Source organism: Streptomyces sp. NPDC111744 (assembly GCF_055634995.1).
The window spans coordinates 580,062-598,086 of record NZ_JBVKCG010000003.1 but is presented as its reverse complement, the minus strand read 5'-3'; the positions used below and the strand labels follow the sequence as shown (position 1 = coordinate 598,086).

Genomic DNA, 18,025 nt, shown 5'->3' with positions numbered 1-18,025 from the left:
GGGGGGGACACCCGTGAACGAGACCATCGCCAGGCGCCTGACAGGCCTCGCCGCCATCGTCACCGCAGCCCTCTTCATCGTCGAAGTACCTCTGTACTTCATCTACTCCGGCCCGCCGCCGGACTCGAACGTCCTGGCCAGGCTGCTGATCGGAATCGTCGCGCTGGCATGCATGATCGTGTTCGCGACGGCCTTCCGCGAACTGGTCAAGGTGGCGAACCCCGCCTACGAATGGGTCGGCACCATGGCCTTCGCCACCGGACTGGTCTACGCGACGATCACCCTGGTCTCCAGCGGGCTGGAAGCCGGCGCGGTCATCGCCGCCGACCACCCGATCGACCCGACCGTCACGGTCAGCGGCACCTACATCCTCTACGGGTCGGTCGGCCGCCTCCTGCTCGCCCTTTTCCTGACCGCGGTGGGCTACGGCATCTCCCGTACGAACCTGCTGCCGCGCTGGACCGGCCGCTCCGCCTTCGCCCTGGCAGGGTGCAACCTGGCCTTCGTGCCGTCCCTGTTCTTCGGCGACACTCCCGCGCACTTCTACGCGGCGAACGGCTGGGGCACCACCGCCCTGATGGGCGCGATCCTCAGCTACTGGATGCTCGCCCTGGGCATCTCCACCTACCGCAGTACGGGGACGCCGCCCCGAAAGCTACAGCAGTAGGTCGAAGACCTTCGTGACGGTCTCCCAGTGGCTGGTCTGAGGGTTCTTGAGGTCCGGGAAGACGACCCTGAACGTCTCGGCGAGAGCCACGCTCAGCCCGCCGAGGATCTCCGGGTATCGCGCCTCGGTCTCCTCGGTCGGCGCCCGGTCGAGCGGGGGGTGCTTGGCCAGCTGCTCGAGGATGGGCTTGAGTTCGACCTCCTGGTCCAGCCGCCGGAACCGGTGGATGCTCTCCTGGAGCCCCTTGGTGATCGGCAGGTCCCACGGTTCGACGGTGTCCCGGTCGTTCGCCTTGGCCGCGGCCTGCGCGACGGTCAGGAGATCGTAGAGCTTGTCGTCCACGAATTCGCTGTAACGCTTCAGGTCGTTCTTGTCCACGTCGAGGCTCGCGGCCGCGCGGAAGAACCGTTCGAATGCGGACACCCCCATGACGGTCATGTCTCTCGCCTCCTCCTCGGCTCATCGGCTCATCGACAAGCGATCACCCGGTCAAGGGTCGCAGGGGGTGCCATGGGCCGCCTGCGCATGCCAGGACGAATACGGCTGCCCGCATTCCACCTGCCAGGACAAGCCGCGGGTGGTCGCCGAGCCCCAGGACGGGGCCTTCACAACGCGCCGGGCCGTGCGACGCCGCCGGACCACACGTCCCTCGACTCGAGGACGCGCCGGGTCTCGACGGCGATCTGCTGCGGCTCACCGGTCGCGACGACGACCACGGGCACGTCTGCGCCCGGGCCGTCGATCCTGCGCACACCCTCCTCGAACAGCTCCTTCAGCGGCGGAACGGCCAGCCGGCCCCGCACGCCGAGGACCCGGAGCCCCGCGCACACCTCCTCGCGTACCTCGGGCTGGTCCACGCCGATCTCGCCGGTGAAGGCCAGCACGTCGAGGCGGTCCAGCGAGGCCGCCATGGCGGCGATGCCGCGCCGGCAGCCGTGCACGAAAACGGCGAGCGCCGCCTCGGCGGCCCTGTCCCCCAGCCTGCGCGCCCGCACCAGGTCCCGGGTGTCCCCGGACATGCCGGACAGGCCGAGGAGACCGGACCGCCGGTGGAGATCCTCCTCCACCTCGCGAGCGGTCAGACCGTGGCGGCGCTGGAGCCACAGCAGGGCCCCGGGATCGACGCTGCCGCTGCGGCGGCTCATCACGAGCCCCTCCAGCGGGGTGAGGCCCATGGTGGTGTCCATGCTGCGGCCGTCGCGAACGGCGCACGCGGAACAGCCGCCGCCCAGATGGACGAGCACGGCCTGGAGGCCGTCGGCAGGCCGTTGCAGCACCTCGGCGGTCCGTTCCAGGCACCATGCGTAGGACAGTCCGTGGAAGCCGTAGTGCCTCACCGCCTCTGGGAGTCAGGCTGATCGCCACCGATATCCGCTTGCCGGCCGCGACCTTGCCCGTGCGGGACGCGTTGTGCTGCAGGCCGGGCAGGACGTCCCCGGCGACGGCGGCGCGGGCCGTGTGCGGGGCGTCGGACGCGTAGGCGGCGGGGACGACCGCCGTGATCAGGGCCGGTGCGGCGACCAGACCGAGCAGTTTCAGGCGTGACTTCACTGAAGTCCTCCGGTGGGGGGGTGGGGGGTGGGGAGGGTGTCCCGCGAGGGGAACGGGATCACCGTAGGAACTGCTGGCCCACCCCCATAAGCGGGGTAACCCTTGCGTTGCGTGTTAACTGCGGGTGTCGAAGGTGCGGGAGGTGCGGACGCGCGTGGGCTGACTGATCGTCATCGTCTCTGCGACGGAACCGGGTTGGTCGTCGTCGCCCGCGTCCACCGCCGCTCCGGACGCGATGACGGCGACCGCCATGGCATGCGCCAGCGCGGTGCGTGAGCGGACGCCGAACTTGCGGTAGACCCGGGACAGGGCCCCTTCCACCGTCTTGACACTGATGAACAGCTCCGCGGCGACCTCCCTGTTGGTGGCCCCGCCGCCGACCAGTTCGGCGATCCTGGCCTCCGCGGGCGTGAGTTCGGGCCCGCCGGCGCCCGCCTCGCCACCGCGCTCCCCGGCTGCCAGCCGGGCGAGCTCGTCCCGGGCCCGTGCCGCGAGCGGAGCCGCGCCGATCCGGGTCGCCGTCTCCAGGGCCTCGGTGAGCGCCTCGCGGGCCGCGTTCCGGCGACGCGCCCGGCGCTCGACCGCGCCGAGTACACGGTGCCGGCCGCCGGAGTGTCGGCGGTCAGGGCGGCGGTGAGAGCCGCCACGAGCGTGGACTTGCCGATGCCGGCCGGACCGTGGAAGAGCACCCCGGGGCGTGCCGCCGCCTGGACCCGGGCGCCGTCGAGCAGCGTACGGCGCCCGGTCAGAAGCATGTGTTCATGACAACCTCCGGTGATTCGTCGTGTCAATGACGTCGGTCACCTCTGGGCGGCGGCCCCCTGCCCGACATGGCGTAACAGGTCATGTCTTCTTCCTGAATCCCTCGTTACGGAACGCGGAAGGCTCTTCCGCCCTCCTCCTGTGCGGAAGCAACGAGGCACGGGCAGGGAAAACAGGGACTGAGTGACATGGGTTTGACCAGTCGAACGACCGTATACGCGCTGGCGGCGCTGGCCGCCCTGTGTGTGGCGCTGCTGGTCTGGCTGTGGCCGCGGTTCGCCAAGCCGGGACTGTGGCACGTGCTGGGGCGGCTCGGGGGCATCGGGGTGACGCAGGTGACGATCGTCGCGGCGTTCGCGTGCGCGGTGAACTCCTCGTACCAGTTCTTCGGCTCATGGAACGAGCTGTTCGGCAACGTCGACACCGCTCCGGTCGGCGTGACGCAGGCGGCCGGCGGGAACGGCGGCGGCTCGGTCAACGGCATAAGCAGCGTCCGCGGGGCGTCGCTCGTGCAGCCCGCGGGTGACCAGCAGTTGAGCCGGGTCAGCGGGCTGCCGGACGGGCCCGCCGCGGCCACCGGCCGGGTGGAGTCGGTGAAGATCATCGGCCGGCGCACCGGCGTGGTCGATCCGGCCTTCGTCTATCTGCCGCCGCAGTACTTCCAGAAGGCGTACCACCGCATGCGCTTCCCGGTGATCGTCGCGCTCAGCGGCTACCCGGGCAGCATCTTCAACCTCGCCCAGCACCTGCGGGTCTCGCAGACCGCCGGCGAGCTGCAGCGCAAGGGGCAGATGCAGCCGACGATCGTGGTGATGATCCGGCCCACCGTCGCCCCGCCGCGCGACACCGAGTGCGTGGACGTCCCCGGCGGACCGCAGGCCGAGACGTTCCTGGCCAAGGACCTCCCGGACGCGATCAGGTCCGTCTACCGGGCCGGCCACGACGCGAACTCCTGGGGCGTCATGGGGTACTCCTCGGGCGGCAGTTGCGCCCTCCAGCTCACCATGCGCGACCCCGGCGTCTACACCGCGGCAGCCGCTCTGTCGCCCGACTACAAGGTCAAGGACGACCCCACGACCGGCAACCTCTTCGGCAGTGGTCCCGGCCGCCGGGCCCGGATCGACGGCCACGACCTGATGTGGCGGCTGAAGCACCTTCCCGTCCCCCAGGTCTCGGTCCTGGTCGCCAACAGCAAGCACGGCGAGAAGGGCTACCCGGAGACCGAGGCCTTCCTCAAGGCCGTCAAGGCGCCCATGCGGGCCGTCTCGATCCTGCCCGAGAGCGGCAGTCACAACTTCCCCACCTGGGTACGGGAGATGCCCGCCGCCCTGCAGTGGATGAACGCCCAGCTGACCTTCCCTCAGGACGTCGTGCCCCGCCACCACCCGGAGAAGGGGACCGTGACGGCGGCCCGGCCCCGTCCCGACCGGAGTCCTCTGCGTGCGGAGGGCAGGGAGCCCCGGCCCACCGCGACGGCGCACAAATAGGCTCCGTCAGCGGGCGGGCGGTCGCGGGTGCGTTCGAGTGCCTGTGATCTACGTGTTCTGGGACCGTGGTCGCGCCGAGTGCCGCGGTCCGACGGGGACCGTCACGGTGACCGTGCCCCCGTCGTCGTCGGCGACGGTGAGCACCGGCCGATGGCTGCCCGGCCTCCGGTACACATGCTCGGCACGGCAGGTGGTCCCGGTGACCCTGCCCTTCGTCGGGCGGCCGCCGTCCTTCCAGTCGACGGTGCAGGTGTGGGTGTCGGAGGCGCCCCGGTCGGTGAAGGCGGCGGTGACGACCACCCGCCTCGCACCGTGGCCTCGGGCGTGGGTGATCACCGGAGCGGCGTTGGTGACCGTCACCGTCGTGGTGTCGGTGCTGCGGCCGCCCGTCAGGGTGAGGGCGTAGGTGCCGTTGTCGGTGCAGGTGACGGTGGTGCGGGCAGCGGCGGGGGCGGCGATGGTGCACGGCGCGCCGCTCTCCGGGGTCCACCTGGCGGGACCGGCGCCCGACACCGCGCCGTCGAGCGGGATCGCGTCGCCCTCGGTGCCGGTCGTGTCCGGGCCCGCGTGGACGACGGTCACCGGGTCGATACTCGTCAGGGTCGGCACGACGGGCTTGATCAGCCCTTCCGCATCGAACTCCATTTTGTCGATGGTGGTTTCGCGATGGGTGCCGTCGCCGCCGGGGACGGCGAAGCGGTGGTAGGCGATGTACCAGTCGTCGGTGTTCGGCACGTGTACGACACTGTGGTGGCCGGTGCCCCTGATGCCCTGGGAGAGGTCCTTGGAGAGGATCACCCCGCGCCTGGTCCAGGGCCCGGTGGGGGAGGGGCCGGTGGCGTAGGCGACACGGTAGTTCTCGTCGCGGGTGTCGTTCTCCGACCACATGAAGTAGTAGGTGCCGGCCCGCTTGGTCACGAACGAGCCCTCGTTGTAGCCGCCCGGGGTGATGTCCTGGACCTTCGAGGTGTCGATGGACGTCATGTCGGCGTTCAGGGGGACGACGTACGCGTGGCCGTTGCCGAAGTAGAGGTACGACCGGCCGTCGTCGTCCGTGAAGACCGCCGGGTCGATCATCTGGCCGCTGAAGTCACCGGCCTTGAGGAGGGGCCTGCCCAGCGCGTCCTTGAAGGGGCCGGTCGGTGAGTCGGCCACCGCGACGCCGATGTTCGCGTCGGCGCAGAAGTAGAAGTAGTACTTCCCGTCCTTCTCGGCGATCGTCGGTGCCCAGGCCCTGCTGTCCGCCCAGTCGACGTCCGGGCCCAGGTCGAGGATGACGCCGTGGTCCGTCCAGTGGACGAGGTCGGTCGACGAGTACGCCTTGAACTTCGTACCGCTCCAGCCGTCGTAGCCGTCGGTCGTCGGGTAGAGGTAGAAGGTGTCGCCGAAGCGGACGATGTTCGGGTCGGCGTTCAGCCCCGGCAGCACCGGGCTCTTCATCACGAGCGCCGAGACCGTCCAGGTGCGCCGGGTGCCGTCGGAGCCGGTCACCTCGTAGGTCACCGGTTTGCTGAAGTCCTGCACGCTCCCGGAGGCCGGGCTGATGGCGGCGCCGCGGGCGAGGGTGAACTCCGGTGCGAGCGCGGTGAGATCGGTGCCCTCCCGCATGGGGAGAGTGACCTTGCCGTCGGCGTCGTCGATGATCGCGTCGACCTTCAGGGCGGAGTGGGAGACCTGCGCGATGCCCGCCGTGTTGCCGCTGAGCTCCATCACCTCGGCGGGGGACAGCGCCCGGTCGTAGATACGGAAGTCGTCGACCTCGCCGCCGAAGTACGGGTCGGCCGAGTACAGGGAGCGGCCGATGTAGCCGCTGTGGTCCTTGCCCGCGTCGTACAGCTCGGACGGCTTGATGGTCGTGGTCGTACGGGCCGCCTCGACGCCGTCGACGTAGAGGATCATCGTGCCGGTGGAGCCGTCGAGGGTGACGGTGACATGTCGCCACCGGCCCGGGGTGAGCCGTGAGCCGGCCGTCAGCTTGGACTCCGCCGACCAACTGGCCTTGGTGATCGCCGAGTAGAGGCTTGAACCGCCGTTGGAGGGTGTGGCGAAGAGGTACTTGTCGCTGTCCGGGCCGAGTCCGAACAGCCACTGGAAGCTGTCGCCGCCCTTCCACTTCGCGTATGTCGACACGGTGACACTGTCCGCGTCCTTCAGCACACCGTTCGGGATCCTGACGTACGGCGAACTCGTCGCGTCCCCCGACATCTTGAAGGATCCGCCCTTGACGCCCGTCCCGAAGGCGGGCGTACGCACATAGGTGCCGTGATAGCCGTGCCCGCTGGAGTCGTGGGCGATGGCGCCCCCCGTCTCGTCGAAGTCGTAGTGCAGCAGCAGGTCCGCCGGAACGTCGGGGTCGCCCTCCTCCGACACCGTGACCTCGGCCCGCACCGGGATCGCGGTGCCGTCCGGGATGCTGCCGGTGACGGTGAAGGTGCCGGGTTGTGCGTACGCCGAGGCCGGGACGTCGTCCCAGGTGACGGCAACCGGCCGGTCGACACCGTCTGCGTAGCCGGCGATGACGGTGGCCGGCAGGACGGGAGCCTGACCGACACGGGTGCTCGCCTTCACGCTCTCGACGCTCTCCACCAGCTGGTCGGGCTGGTAGGCGCGCAGCAGCCGGTCGTACTCGGCCTGGGTGACCGGCAGGACCGTGCCATGGCGCGGTTTCGACGGCAGGTCGTAGTCGGTGACCGGCGTCCAGACGCCGGAGTCGAGGTCGGTGGTCTCGAAGGGGATGTAGCCGCGCCCCCCGAACTCATCGAGGAACGCGTACCACTTGGCCTCCGTGTTCGACTTGAACACCAGCGGACCCTCGGCCGCGCTCATCGCCCCCTTGCCGATGCCCGCCGCGACCGCCGTCCAGTCGCTGCCGAGAACCGAGTCGCTCTTCTCCTCGAAGACGAACTTGCTGTCGGGCGTGGAGGAGGTGTTGTTCCGCTCGTCCTTGGAGAGCCGGTAGTAGGTGCCGTTGTCCTGGATCATCGTGGAGTCGATGACCGACCAGCCGCGGTCGATCCACACCTTGGGCTCGCTGAAGGTGTAGAAGTCACGGGTGGTGGCGTACATCATGCGGTTGTAGGTGTCGCCGGAGTGTGCCTCGTCGCCGTACAGCTTCGACGCCCAGAAGACCACGTACTCGCCGAGTTTCGCGTCGTAGAACGCCTCGGGCGCCCAGGTGTTGCCTGCGCTGTCCGGTGAGACCTTCACCAGTCGCTGGTTCGTCCAGTGGACGAGGTCGGTGGACTCCCAGACCATGATGGATCTGCTGCCGGTGCGCTGGGCGGCGTCCCAGTCGCCGTTGCCGTAGATCCTGAGGTCGGTGGCGATCTGGTAGAACTTGTCGCCCTCCGGGGAGCGGATGATGAACGGGTCGCGCAGGCCCTTCTCGCCGAGCGTGGAGGTGAGGACCGGCTTGCCGTCGTTCAACTCCCGCCAGTTCAACGGGTCGTTGCCCTTGCTGAGGGCGGCGTAGAGCTGCTCGCCGTCGGCGGTGCCCTCGCCGGTGAAGTAGCTGAACACATAGCCCTTGAGGGCCTCCCGGGCGGGGAGTTCTGGGACGTGCGCGGTGAAGGTGCGGGTCGTGGTGGCCGTCCCTCTGCTGACGGTGGCGGTCAGGTCGACGCTCGTCCCGCCGGCACCGTGCGCGGGCCGGTGGACCACTCCGTCGGAGGCGATGACCGCCGGGTCGGCCGAGGACCAGCCGACGGTCGTGCCGTAGGAACCGGTGGCCGGCAGGGTGAGGTTGCCGCGAACGTCGTCGACGTTGTGGACGGTGAGGGCTTCCGCGGCGTGCCGGGCGGCGGTGGCGTCGTCGAAGTCGGCGAGGACGGTGACGTCGAAGGTCCTGGTGTCGGTGACCGTGCCCTTGGTGAGGGTCGCGGTGAGGGTGGCGTGGGCGTCGGGGGAGCCGGCGGCGGGCCGGGTCACCTTGCCGCTGTCGGAGACGACGTCGGGGTGGTCGCTGGACCAGCTGACGACCGAGCCGCCGGCCGTGCCGGTCCTCGGCAGATCGAGGTCGGCGGTCACCGCACCGGTGTCACCGAGGCTCAGTGACGCCTTGTCGTCGGCGACGCCCCGGGTGTCGACAGGCAGGGCGAGTTGCTCGACCTCGTCCTCGGCGAGCGCGCGGTCGTATACGCGGAAGTCGCGGATACGGCCCTTGAAGAGCTGGTCGCCCGAGTACACGGACCTGCCGATGTAGTTGGCGAGGGTGCTGCCGGACCCGATGGAACCCGGGGTGATGGTGACGGAGGTGTTGCGGCCGACCTCGACACCGTCCTCGTAGAGCACGCCCGTGGTGCCGGTCTGGGTGTAGGCGATGTGCTTCCACACCGAGCGGGTGAGGTTGTGGGAGTCGGCCGGTTTTGTGGTCTGCTCGGTGGACCAGTTGCCGGTGGCGACGGAGGTGCGCAAGGAGTTGCCGGTGGTGAAGAGGTAGCCGTTGCCGCTGCTGCCGCTGGAGTTGCCGAAGCCGTAGAGGAAGTACGGGGTGGACTGGGCCGAGTCGATCCGCACGTCCAGACAGACGGTGATCGAGTCCATGCCCTTCAGGACGTCGTCCGGGACCTTGACGTACGTGTCGGAGCCGTTGAAGCCGAGGCCCTGACCGGGGTCCGACCAGTCGGCGGTGCCGTTGACCGTGCCGTCGAGGCCGTGGCCGGAGGCGTCGGGGACCGTGGTGGCGGTGGCTCCGGTGGCCTGGTCGAGGGGGTACCAGAGGGCGAGGCCGTCGGTGAGGCTGCTCCCGGAGAGGCTGTCGTCGGCGTGCGCCGCAGGCGTGGGTCCGAGGAGCGCGAGCAGCATCGAGGCGACGGCCGGTCCTGCGAGCGAGCCTGCCCAGCGTCTCGCGCGTCCGCGCGGGGGTGCGGTGTGCGTCATGGGGCGGCTCCCTGCCAAATCCCTTGTCGTTACGTGGAGATGACCTCGCGTTGCGAGAGTGTCAAACGATGGGCATGGCCGCGTCAAGAGTTTTCGAACGATGTCCGACAGGTCGAACGGACGAGGGGAGGGGAGCGCCGGTTTGTCAACTCGCGGCGTTCATGAGGCTTGGAGGTGCCGGTCGCGGGGCAGAGCCCTCCTACCGGACGGCAGGCCCGGGTCAGGGCTCGGCAGGAGGAGGGCGTCATGGACGGTCGGATCCGCGTACGCGTAGTTCGTCGGCCCGCTCCCCGCGGACAGGAGATCGACCGCAGGACGCCTTCCGGGCGGATCCTGCCGTACTAGGGTCTGCCCGGCGGATCATGCCGCAGACGCGGGGTGCGCCACGCGCGTCTGCGGCGTTGTCGTCGCTCGGCGACGTCCCCCCAGCCTTCGGCCGGGGATGTCCCCAGGGCGACCGGGGTGCCCCGCGCGAGCCTGTCAGGCACTTGGCGGCTGCCGGGATCGTCGTACGGAGCCCGGTGCGCGGGGAAGCCGCGTACCGGCCGCTCCTGCGAGTTCCGCCCGCGGCGGGCGGGCCGGTTTGGGTAGGCGTCCACCGGGCAGCCGTACCAACCGGCAGCAGGGAGGCGCCGTGACCAACCCGGAGAGGGCACCGCACGAGGTGCCGTCCTCATGAACGACGCACCGTCCGGGCCCTTCGTCCACTCCGCCCTCCTCCACGGCGACGAGGACGAGTACCTGGCCGGGACGGTGCCCTTCGTCCAGGGCGCGCTGGCCGCCGGAGAACCGGTGGCCGTCGCCGTGCCCGGCGAGCACCTCCGGCTCGTCCGCGACGCGCTGGGTGATGACGCCGACCTCGTGCGCTTCTTCGACATGGGGGAGGCCGGCCTCAACCCCGGCCGGATCCTCCCCGGCGTGCTGCACGCCTTCGCCGACGCCCAGCCGCCCGACCGCCGGGTCCGCATCGTCGCCGAATCGGTCTGGCCCGGCCGTACCGCCGCCGAGTACCCGGCCTGCGTCCAGCTGGAGGCCCTGGTCAACGCGGCGTTCCGGGACCGTGGGATGACCGTCCTGTGCCCGTACGACACCGCCCGCCTGGATTCCCGTGCCGTGGCCGACGCCCACGCCACCCACCCGGTGTACCGCGGACCCGGCTCGCCCGAACCCCACACCAGCGCCGCCTACGGTCCCGAGGCCGTCTTCGCCCGCTACAACCGGCCGCTGCCGCCCGCCCCCTCCGTCGCCTTCGCCTTCGACGCCGGCTCCCTCTCCACCGCCCGCCACCTCGCCACGGGTGAGGCGGCCCGCCTCGGCCTCACCGGCACCCGCCTGCACGACCTCGCCCTGATCACCGCCGAGCTGACCACCAACAGCGTGGTGCACGGCGGTGGTTCGGGCACCCTGTGGGTGTGGGCGGAGGGGGAGTACGTGGTGTGCGAGGTGGCGGACAAGGGCCACCTGGCCGACCCGCTGGCAGGGCGCCGTCCCGCGACCAGGGACCAGCGGGGCGGGCGGGGGCTGCTGCTGGTGAACCTGGTGGCGGACCTGGTGCGCGTGCACACGGGGACGGCCGGGACGACGATCAGATGCCTGCTGCGGCTGGGAAGTTGACGACCGGGCCGGCTCGGCCCGCCGGTAGTGGCTAGGCGGCCAGCGGATCCAGCACCAGTGGCTCGATGCGGCCCTCCAGCATCGCCCCGATGCCCTGGACGACGCACACGTCCGGCCGCTCCGCGATGTGCACCGGCATACCGGTGGCCTGCCGCAGCAACTGGTCGAAACCGGGGAGCAGCGCCGAGCCGCCGACCATCATGATCCCGCGGTCGGCCAGATCGGCGACCAGGTCCGGCGGGCAGTCCCGCAGCACCTTGCCGATCCCGTCCAGAACCCCGGTGAGCGGCGTCTGGATGGCATCGCGTACGGCGGCGGTGTCGACCTGCACGCTGCGGGCGAGGCCGGTGGCCACGTCCCGCCCGTGGATCTCGGTGGAGGCCGGGCCGTGCGGGGTGAGGCCGTTCCCGGACAGGGCGAGCTGCAGGGGCCGTACCGACTGGCTCGGCAGCATCAGCGCGTGCTCGTGCCGCAGATGCTGCACGATCGCGTGGTCCACGGCCTCGCCGCCGACGGGCAGCCGCTCCGCGCACACGATCGACCCGAGGGAGAGGACCGCGACCTGCGTCGCGGCGGCCCCGCAGACCAGGATCATGGTCGCCTCGGGCCGCTCCACCGGCATCCCGCACCCCACCGCGGCGGCGATCAGCGTGTCGACCAGCTCCACCCTCCTCGCCCCCAGCCCCACCAGCGTCTCGATGGTCGCCCGCTGGGCCAGCGGGTCGGCGTCGTGCGGGGTGCAGGCCGCCGCACGCAGCCGGGGCTTGCGGCGCAGGGAGCGGCGGATCTTGTCGCCGAGGAGATGACGCAGCATCCGCTGGGCCATCTCGATGTCGACGACGGTACCGCCGGAGATGGGGCGTACGACGCGGATGTAGTCGGGCGTCCGGCCCGTCATCTTCTCCGCGAACTCGCCGACGGCGATCAGGGCGCCGGTATTGGTGTTCACGGCGGCCACGGAAGGCTGGTCGACGACCAGGCCCATGCCCTTCACGTACACCCGGGTGCGGGCGGCTCCCAGATCGACGGCGAAATGGCAGCGGCGCAACTGCTCCAGACTGACGGTCACGGCAGATCCTCCCGAGTGCGCGGGCCGTACGGGGTGGTACCGCCGGTCGGCGGCCTGCTTCGCATCCTCCGGGGGATTCCGACGGCGCGCCTTCGGGAGGGGGCCGGGCGGGGCGCGGCTGAATGGGGGGTTTCCCGGTTACAGGGTGCGGGCGGCTTCCAGCAGGGGGCGGAGGCCGGGTTCGCCGCCGACGTGGAAGAACGGGACGTCGGCTTGCCGGGCCGCCACCCGCTCGGCTTCGGTGACGCCGACCATCAGGCATTTCGAGGGGCGCACGCCGAGGTGTGCCAGGGCCTGCTCGACGATGTGCGGGTCGGGCATCAGAGGGGAGTGCTGTCCGTCGCGCCCGTGGACGCCTCCGTGCAGACAGTCCAGCAGTCCGCGTCGGCGCAGATACGCGGTCGCCGTGTCCGGAGCGCAGTCGGTGACGACTGCCAGCCTCAGTCCCTTGTCGGCAAGGGTCCGGATCAGGAGGTCGGCATCGGGCACGGGGAGCGACTTCCTTACGGCTGCCAGCTCCCAGGCCGCCAGTTGCGCGCGCATCTCGGCGGCTGCTTCGTGCTGCTCGAAGGCGTGGAGGACGTTGAGCGGATGCGTGGCGTCGGGGTTGGCACCCGGGTGCATGTGCGCCAGCAGGTGGACGGGTTCCCGCGTGCCGCTCGGGTTGAGACGGGTCAGCGTGTAGTCGAAACCGAACAGAACGGCGTCCGAAGCCCGTAGGGCGTTGTCAGTTTCCGACCTGTCGTACCGGGTCGACCGGGTGGGATACGAATCCTGAGCCGCCCTGAGCAGGAGGTCCCAGCGGATGGTGACACCGCGCAGGGCGCTCTGCCCCGGTCCGTCGCCCAACTGGGCCTGGGCCTGTGCAAGGTAGGTGTGCGGATAGTTTTCCGACAGATGTTGCAGTCGCCCCCGCACGGTGTTCACGATGGCCTCGGGCACGGTCTTGAGGATGCCGAGCGCTACTACCGAAAGCATGTCGGTGATGCGCCACCGCGCCCTACCGACAGCACGGAAAGTCTCGCCGGACACGTCAAGCTCCAGCGTGCGTTCAGTGAGATCCACCTCGTAGTACCCGGTGGTCTCGGGAGTCCTGGTGAGGCTGAGCTCGTCGCCGCCGGGGCCCTGGTACACCACTGCCCGGGTCTCTCCCGACGGTTCTGGGAACACGCCTCCGGTGGGCAGAGGAAAAGGCCCGACAACGGGCGGTGGCGGATGGCTGCCATCGTAGGCCGAGCGCGGCAGCGGGCCGGGAAGGTACCAGCCCGCGGCGGCGCGGCGGCGCAGGGGCCACAGCGTGGAACCGCGGTCAGGGTCGTCCTCCCACTCGTCCCGCAGCGTCTGGGGAACGGCGACGATGCCCCGTGTGTCGTCGGAGGCATCCAGCATCTCGCGCACCGCGGTCGGATCCGGGGCCTCCACAGAGCCGTCCTCGAAGAGGCATGAGAAGGTCACCAGGCATCTTCGCCCGCCCAGCATCACCAGTTCGTCTCCGTACCGCAGCGAAAGGGTGGAGAGCAGCGGCAGCACGGAGACATCCGGCGCGGTCAGTACCGAGCAGCCGTTGTTGTGCGCGGAGAGTTCGTAGTCGTCCGGGGTCAGCCCGCTCGCCACCAGCAGCCGGGTGGTCGCACGGCCGAGTGCCGCGACGGTGTCCGCGTCGTAGGGCGTGTCCGCCAACTGGCAGGAGATGGCGGTCCGGTAGGTGGGAGGTGGCTCCTGGAGGTCGAAGTCTTTGATGGCCTCCTCGTACTCGTCGTAGTCGCTCCGGATTTCGTAGGGGGGATCCTCCTCCGCGAGCGGATCCTCCACCGCGAACAGACTCTCGGGTACGACGTTCTGCGGCAGCGGCGCCTCCTGGCCGGCCGTCGCCTCCTCCTCGATCGCGAAGATCGACGGCAGCGACTCCTCGGTGGGGAAGGAGCCCACCGGCTCGTCGGGGGCCTGGGTCTCCAGGTCGGGGCTCTCGTACTCGCCCCCGTCATCCGGCTCGTAGAACTCCGCGCGCAACTCGTGTCCTATGGCGCGGAGTTCGGGGTTGTTGCCGCCGGCGAGCTCGTACTCCTCGTACACCTCAAGGGCTTCGTCCGTACGGCCCAGGCGTTGCAGGGCGGTCAGGAGGAGCCGGCGGAAGTCCTCACGGGAGGGGTACGCCCGCAGAAGATCGGTGAGATGGAGGGCCGCTCGCTCGAACTCGCCTAGGTCCAGGTCGAGTTCGGCGAGCTTGCGGTGCAGGGCCAGGCGGAGTTGCTGGAGCCGGGTGCGGGCGGTGCGGGCGGCGGGGCCGGGGACGTCCGCGAGGGGGCTCGTGCCGTGCCACAGGCCAAGGGCCTCGCTCAGGCTGGCGCGTGCCCCTTGGAGGTTGCCGTGGGCGGCCTGGGCGGTGGCCGTCCCCTCCAGATTCTCGAAGCGGACCAGGTCCAGGAGGTCGGCGCTGGTGTGCAGGGCGTAGCCGTCGGGGAGTGTCGCCAGTACCCCGGGGCCCAGGATCTCGCGCAGCCGCGCCATCGTATGGTCCACGATCGCCGTGGCGTCCGCCGGTTCGTCGTGCCGGCTCCACAGACCCGTCCGCAGGGATTCGCGGGGCACCTCACGGCCGTGCCGCAGCAGCAGCATGGCCAAGGCGGCGCTCTCGGTCGGGGTGAAGTCCCTCGCGCCGTGGACGGTTTCGACGGCGAGTGGGCCGAGGACCTGGTAGGAGCGAGGTTCGTCGTACTCGTCCCGGGCCTGGAGCAGCATCTGACCGTCCGTGAGATGCTCCCGGCCGGCCGCCTGCTGCTGCGGTGAGGTGGACATGAGCAGGGTGAGGGCCTGCGCGTACCGGCCCCGCAGTGACACAGGGAGGTGCTGGAGCCGGGCCGGTTCGAACGGGGGCGCCAGTCGTGAGGTGCCTGCGGCCAGGAGCAGCATCACCTGGCACAGTGCCGACAGATCCGCCGCCCGCCCCTTCGCCCCGGCGGTCCGGCCCGGCACGAAACCGCTGAGTTTGACGGTGCCGTCGGGCAGGAGGATGACCCGGGACATGCCGAGATCGCCGTGTGTGACCCCCGCCTCGTGGAGGGCGCCCACGGCCTGGGCGAGCTGCCAGCCGATCAGCGCCAGCAGGGGCGCGGGCAGCCGGTAGCCGTTCGGTGCCGCGAGGTTGTGGAGCTGGATTCCGTCCACGTACTCCATGACGAGGTACGGAGTGCCGTCCTCGATACCGAAATCACTGACGCCGACGAGGTTGCGGTGACCGGCCCCCCGCAGCCGCTCCGCGTCCCGCAGGAACGCCTCGCGGCGTGCCGGGTCGGAGAACGGCCGGTACAGCCGCAGGGCCACCTTCCGGCCCGTCTCTCGTGCCTCCGCCAGCCACATGGAACCGGTCGGCAGGAATTGCCGCCGCCCCCGCAACCGGTACCGCACACCGAGGCCACGCGGCACCGGGACCGCCCCGGCCTCACCCCCCGCCAGGCGCCGCACGCTTTCCGCCCGTACTGTCGCGAACGCCTCGCCGTCGCCTCCCGGGGAGGTTCCGCCCGCCACCGGAGCCACCGCCCGGAACTCCCCGGGCGCCGATCCCGCCCGCTCCTCGATCAACCCGCCCACCCGGGCCAGCAGTTCGCTCGTACCGCTCCGCGCCGCCCGCGGCAGGCTGCGCAGCAGCAGCTCCCGCACGCCCGGCCGGAACGCGTACGACCCCGGCGGCCCCGGCACCGCCACCAGCACCCCGCTCAGAATCACCTCCGCCAGATGCTGCGGCCGCGGATCCGGCTCCACCGCCCGCTGCACCAGCCGCATGATCGGCAGATCGGGACGGCCGACCGCGAGATGGCCCGCCAGCCGGAATGCCTCGCGGGACGCGGTCGCCCGGAACCGCAGGACCAGTTCCTCGGCGGGGAGGCGGGACACGTTCGTACGGGAGTCGCCCCGCACGCCGGCGTCCAACGGCGCCGCCGCGCCGGGGAACCGGGTCCCGCCCGCCGACGCCACCAGCCCAGCCCAGTTCGCCAGCCACCGCGGCCCGGCTGCCTCCAGCACCGGCAGTACCGGCGACCCGTCCGGCGCTCCCCCCTCGTACGGCGTGAAGGTCAGCGCCGACGTCGGTGCCGCCGGGAACGGCGCCGACAACAGACCTGGAGTGGCTGGCAACGCCGTGTCGCGCCAGAGGTGTTCGGGGAGCGGCTGGAGCACCGCCAGCGGCATCTGCCGTGCCCACCGCCGCAGCGTGCCGTACCACCGCGCTCCTGCCTCGCCCGATCGCCACTGCGGGCCCATGCAGTCGCTGATCAGGAGCGTGACCGTGCGCCCCTCGCTGGGCAGCCCCGCGCCGCTCACCGCACCGTCCGCGGCCGCCCGGTACACCGCCACGGTCCGGAACACACCTGCCTGGGCCAGTGCCGTGTGCAGTTCGCGGAGCAACGGCCGCCACACCGGCATCGTCGGACCGTCGTCGTACACCAGGTTCAGCCGCAGCCAACGTTCGCGCGCGGGGAGCAGGACGGGGAGCCACCACTCGGGGGCCGCGCCGAGGCGGGCGATGCGGTCGGCGGTGGCGGGTTCGTCGAGACGGTGGCCGGACGGGGCGTCCGTATGGCGTTTGAGGGGGCGCAGGGAGCGCTGCAGGGCCAGCGGATGGCGCAGCATGGGCGGCGCGGGCGCCAGGAGGGAGGCGTACGGGCCGCGGGACGGGGTGGGGGAGGGCAGGTGGAGCGGGGTGCGGGCGGGCTCCTCCGCTCTCCCCGCGGGCGGGGGCTCCGCCGGCTCGGGGCACGGCTCGGGCGGCGCGGCGGCTGGCTCCTCGGGCTGCGGTTCCCCTCGTACGACCGCCTCACCCGGCGGACTCGCCGGCTCTCCCTCCTCCCGGCTCATCCACCCCGCCAGCCACAGCAGCTCGGCCAGTTCCCGTGGCGTCGGACGCGCGCCGTCCCCCGCCTGCGCCAGCAGGTCGGCGAGGCGGGCGAGCGGAGCCCGGTGGTCAGAAGGCATCTGTCCGCGTGGACTCGCCGAGGTACGGCATCAGCTGTTCCGCCAGTTCGTCCAGCGACTCGGCGCTCAGGTCGGAGGAGCGGGCCAGGTAGATCGCGTTGAGGAGCTGGTCGGTGGCGAGGTCGCCGCCGCCGACCCGGGACAGGAACCGGGTGATCAGCGACTCGGCGTAGGCGTCCGGCTCGCCGAGGTGGGCGCGGACGATGCCGGCGAGCTGCCGGTCGTCGGGCTGGCGGAGCCGGAGCGTGACACAGCGGCGCAGGAAGGCCGGCGGGAACTCGCGTTCGCCGTTGCTGGTGAGGACGACGAACGGGAAGGCCCGGCAGCGCACCCGGCCGCGTTCCACGCGCACGCGTTCGTCGGTGCCGTCGACCATCACCTCGGCGGTGGGGGAGTGCCGGGCGGCGCGGACCAGTTCCGGGATCTCGTACTGGCCCTCCTCCAGGACGTTGAGGAGGTCGTTGGGCAGGTCGAGATCGCTCTTGTCGATCTCGTCGATGAGCAGGGCGCGGGGGCGGCCGTAGGGGAGGAGCGCGGTGCCGAGGGGGCCGAGGCGCAGATGGTCCTCGATGCCGGACTCGGCGACCGGGGTGCCTGGTTCGAGGGCCGTGGCGGACTGGCGGGCCGCGTAGAGGCGGGAGAGCGGGTCGTACTGGTAGAGGCCGTCGTGGAGGGTGCTGCGGCTGGTGATGTTCCAGCGCAGGACCGGGCCCAGGCGAAGCTCGCGGGCGACCGCGTAGGCGAGGGAGGACTTGCCGGTGCCGGGCGGGCCGGTGACCAGCAGTGGGCGGCGCAGATAGAGGGCGGCGTTGACGAGCTGGACCGTGCGCGGGGTCGCCTGGTAGGTCGCGGCGCGGTGGGTGCGGTCCGGGGAGGTGGCCGAGGTGTCGTCGGCGTCGGCTGGGGTCGCCAGTTCCGGGCCGCCGTCGAAGGCCCGCCAGGGCGGGGGCGCGGGCAGCTCGGTGATGCCGTTGTGCGGTTCCTTCGTACCGGTGTAGACGGGCCACAGGGGCATGGGGTCCTTCTCCG

The 18,025-nt window shown here is 71.2% G+C and carries 10 protein-coding genes; 3 read left to right on the top strand and 7 right to left on the bottom strand.

Annotated elements, in window-relative coordinates; all coding sequences use genetic code 11:
* The first annotated feature begins 13 nt into the window (after nt 1-13).
* Complete coding sequence (locus tag ACZ7OO_RS09950; protein ID WP_471503303.1) at nt 14-667, top strand: hypothetical protein; 654 nt, start codon at nt 14-16, stop codon at nt 665-667.
* Here the strand turns inward: ACZ7OO_RS09950 and ACZ7OO_RS09945 are convergent.
* From ACZ7OO_RS09945 to ACZ7OO_RS09935, 3 genes are all read right to left on the bottom strand, one after another.
* On the bottom strand, nt 656-1,105 hold the full coding sequence (locus ACZ7OO_RS09945) for a DUF1931 family protein (RefSeq protein ID WP_471503301.1): 450 nt from the start codon (nt 1,103-1,105) through the stop codon (nt 656-658). The genes ACZ7OO_RS09950 and ACZ7OO_RS09945 overlap by 12 nt on opposite strands.
* Nucleotides 1,106-1,272: 167 nt before the next feature.
* Complete coding sequence (locus ACZ7OO_RS09940) at nt 1,273-2,004, bottom strand: acetate kinase (protein ID WP_471503299.1); 732 nt, start codon at nt 2,002-2,004, stop codon at nt 1,273-1,275.
* A 328-nt stretch (nt 2,005-2,332) separates the two neighbouring features.
* Nucleotides 2,333-2,680, bottom strand: coding sequence for a helix-turn-helix domain-containing protein (locus ACZ7OO_RS09935; RefSeq protein ID WP_471503426.1), 348 nt, complete (start codon nt 2,678-2,680; stop codon nt 2,333-2,335).
* Between the two features lie 488 nt (nt 2,681-3,168).
* Here ACZ7OO_RS09935 and ACZ7OO_RS09930 point away from each other — a divergent pair, with 488 nt between their 5' ends.
* Nucleotides 3,169-4,467: an alpha/beta hydrolase gene (locus ACZ7OO_RS09930; RefSeq protein ID WP_471503297.1), complete on the top strand. Its 1,299-nt coding sequence runs from the start codon at nt 3,169-3,171 to the stop codon at nt 4,465-4,467.
* Nucleotides 4,468-4,515: 48 nt separating this feature from the next.
* Here ACZ7OO_RS09930 and ACZ7OO_RS09925 read toward each other — a convergent pair whose 3' ends face one another.
* Entirely contained in the window at nt 4,516-9,345 is a 4,830-nt protein-coding gene (locus tag ACZ7OO_RS09925) for a family 43 glycosylhydrolase (protein ID WP_471503295.1), read from the bottom strand.
* Between the two features lie 675 nt (nt 9,346-10,020).
* Between ACZ7OO_RS09925 and ACZ7OO_RS09920 the strand changes: the two genes are divergently transcribed.
* Nucleotides 10,021-10,959, top strand: a complete 939-nt coding sequence (locus ACZ7OO_RS09920; RefSeq protein WP_471503293.1) for an anti-sigma factor RsbA family regulatory protein — start codon at nt 10,021-10,023, stop codon at nt 10,957-10,959.
* 31 nt (nt 10,960-10,990) lie between these two features.
* Here ACZ7OO_RS09920 and ACZ7OO_RS09915 read toward each other — a convergent pair whose 3' ends face one another.
* The 3 genes from ACZ7OO_RS09915 to ACZ7OO_RS09905 all read right to left on the bottom strand — a co-directional run bounded on the left by ACZ7OO_RS09915 (nt 10,991) and on the right by ACZ7OO_RS09905 (nt 18,011).
* A complete protein-coding gene (locus ACZ7OO_RS09915) occupies nt 10,991-12,028 on the bottom strand; it encodes a rod shape-determining protein (RefSeq protein WP_471503291.1) in 1,038 nt (345 codons plus the stop codon).
* A gap of 138 nt (nt 12,029-12,166) precedes the next feature.
* Nucleotides 12,167-16,996: an SAV_2336 N-terminal domain-related protein gene (locus ACZ7OO_RS09910; protein WP_471503289.1), complete on the bottom strand. Its 4,830-nt coding sequence runs from the start codon at nt 16,994-16,996 to the stop codon at nt 12,167-12,169.
* Nucleotides 16,986-18,011 carry an AAA family ATPase gene (locus tag ACZ7OO_RS09905; protein WP_471503287.1) on the bottom strand — a complete coding sequence of 342 codons (1,026 nt, stop codon included), beginning with the start codon at nt 18,009-18,011 and terminating at the stop codon, nt 16,986-16,988. The genes ACZ7OO_RS09910 and ACZ7OO_RS09905 overlap by 11 nt, the downstream gene beginning before the upstream one ends.
* Between the last annotated feature and the right edge of the window lie 14 nt (nt 18,012-18,025).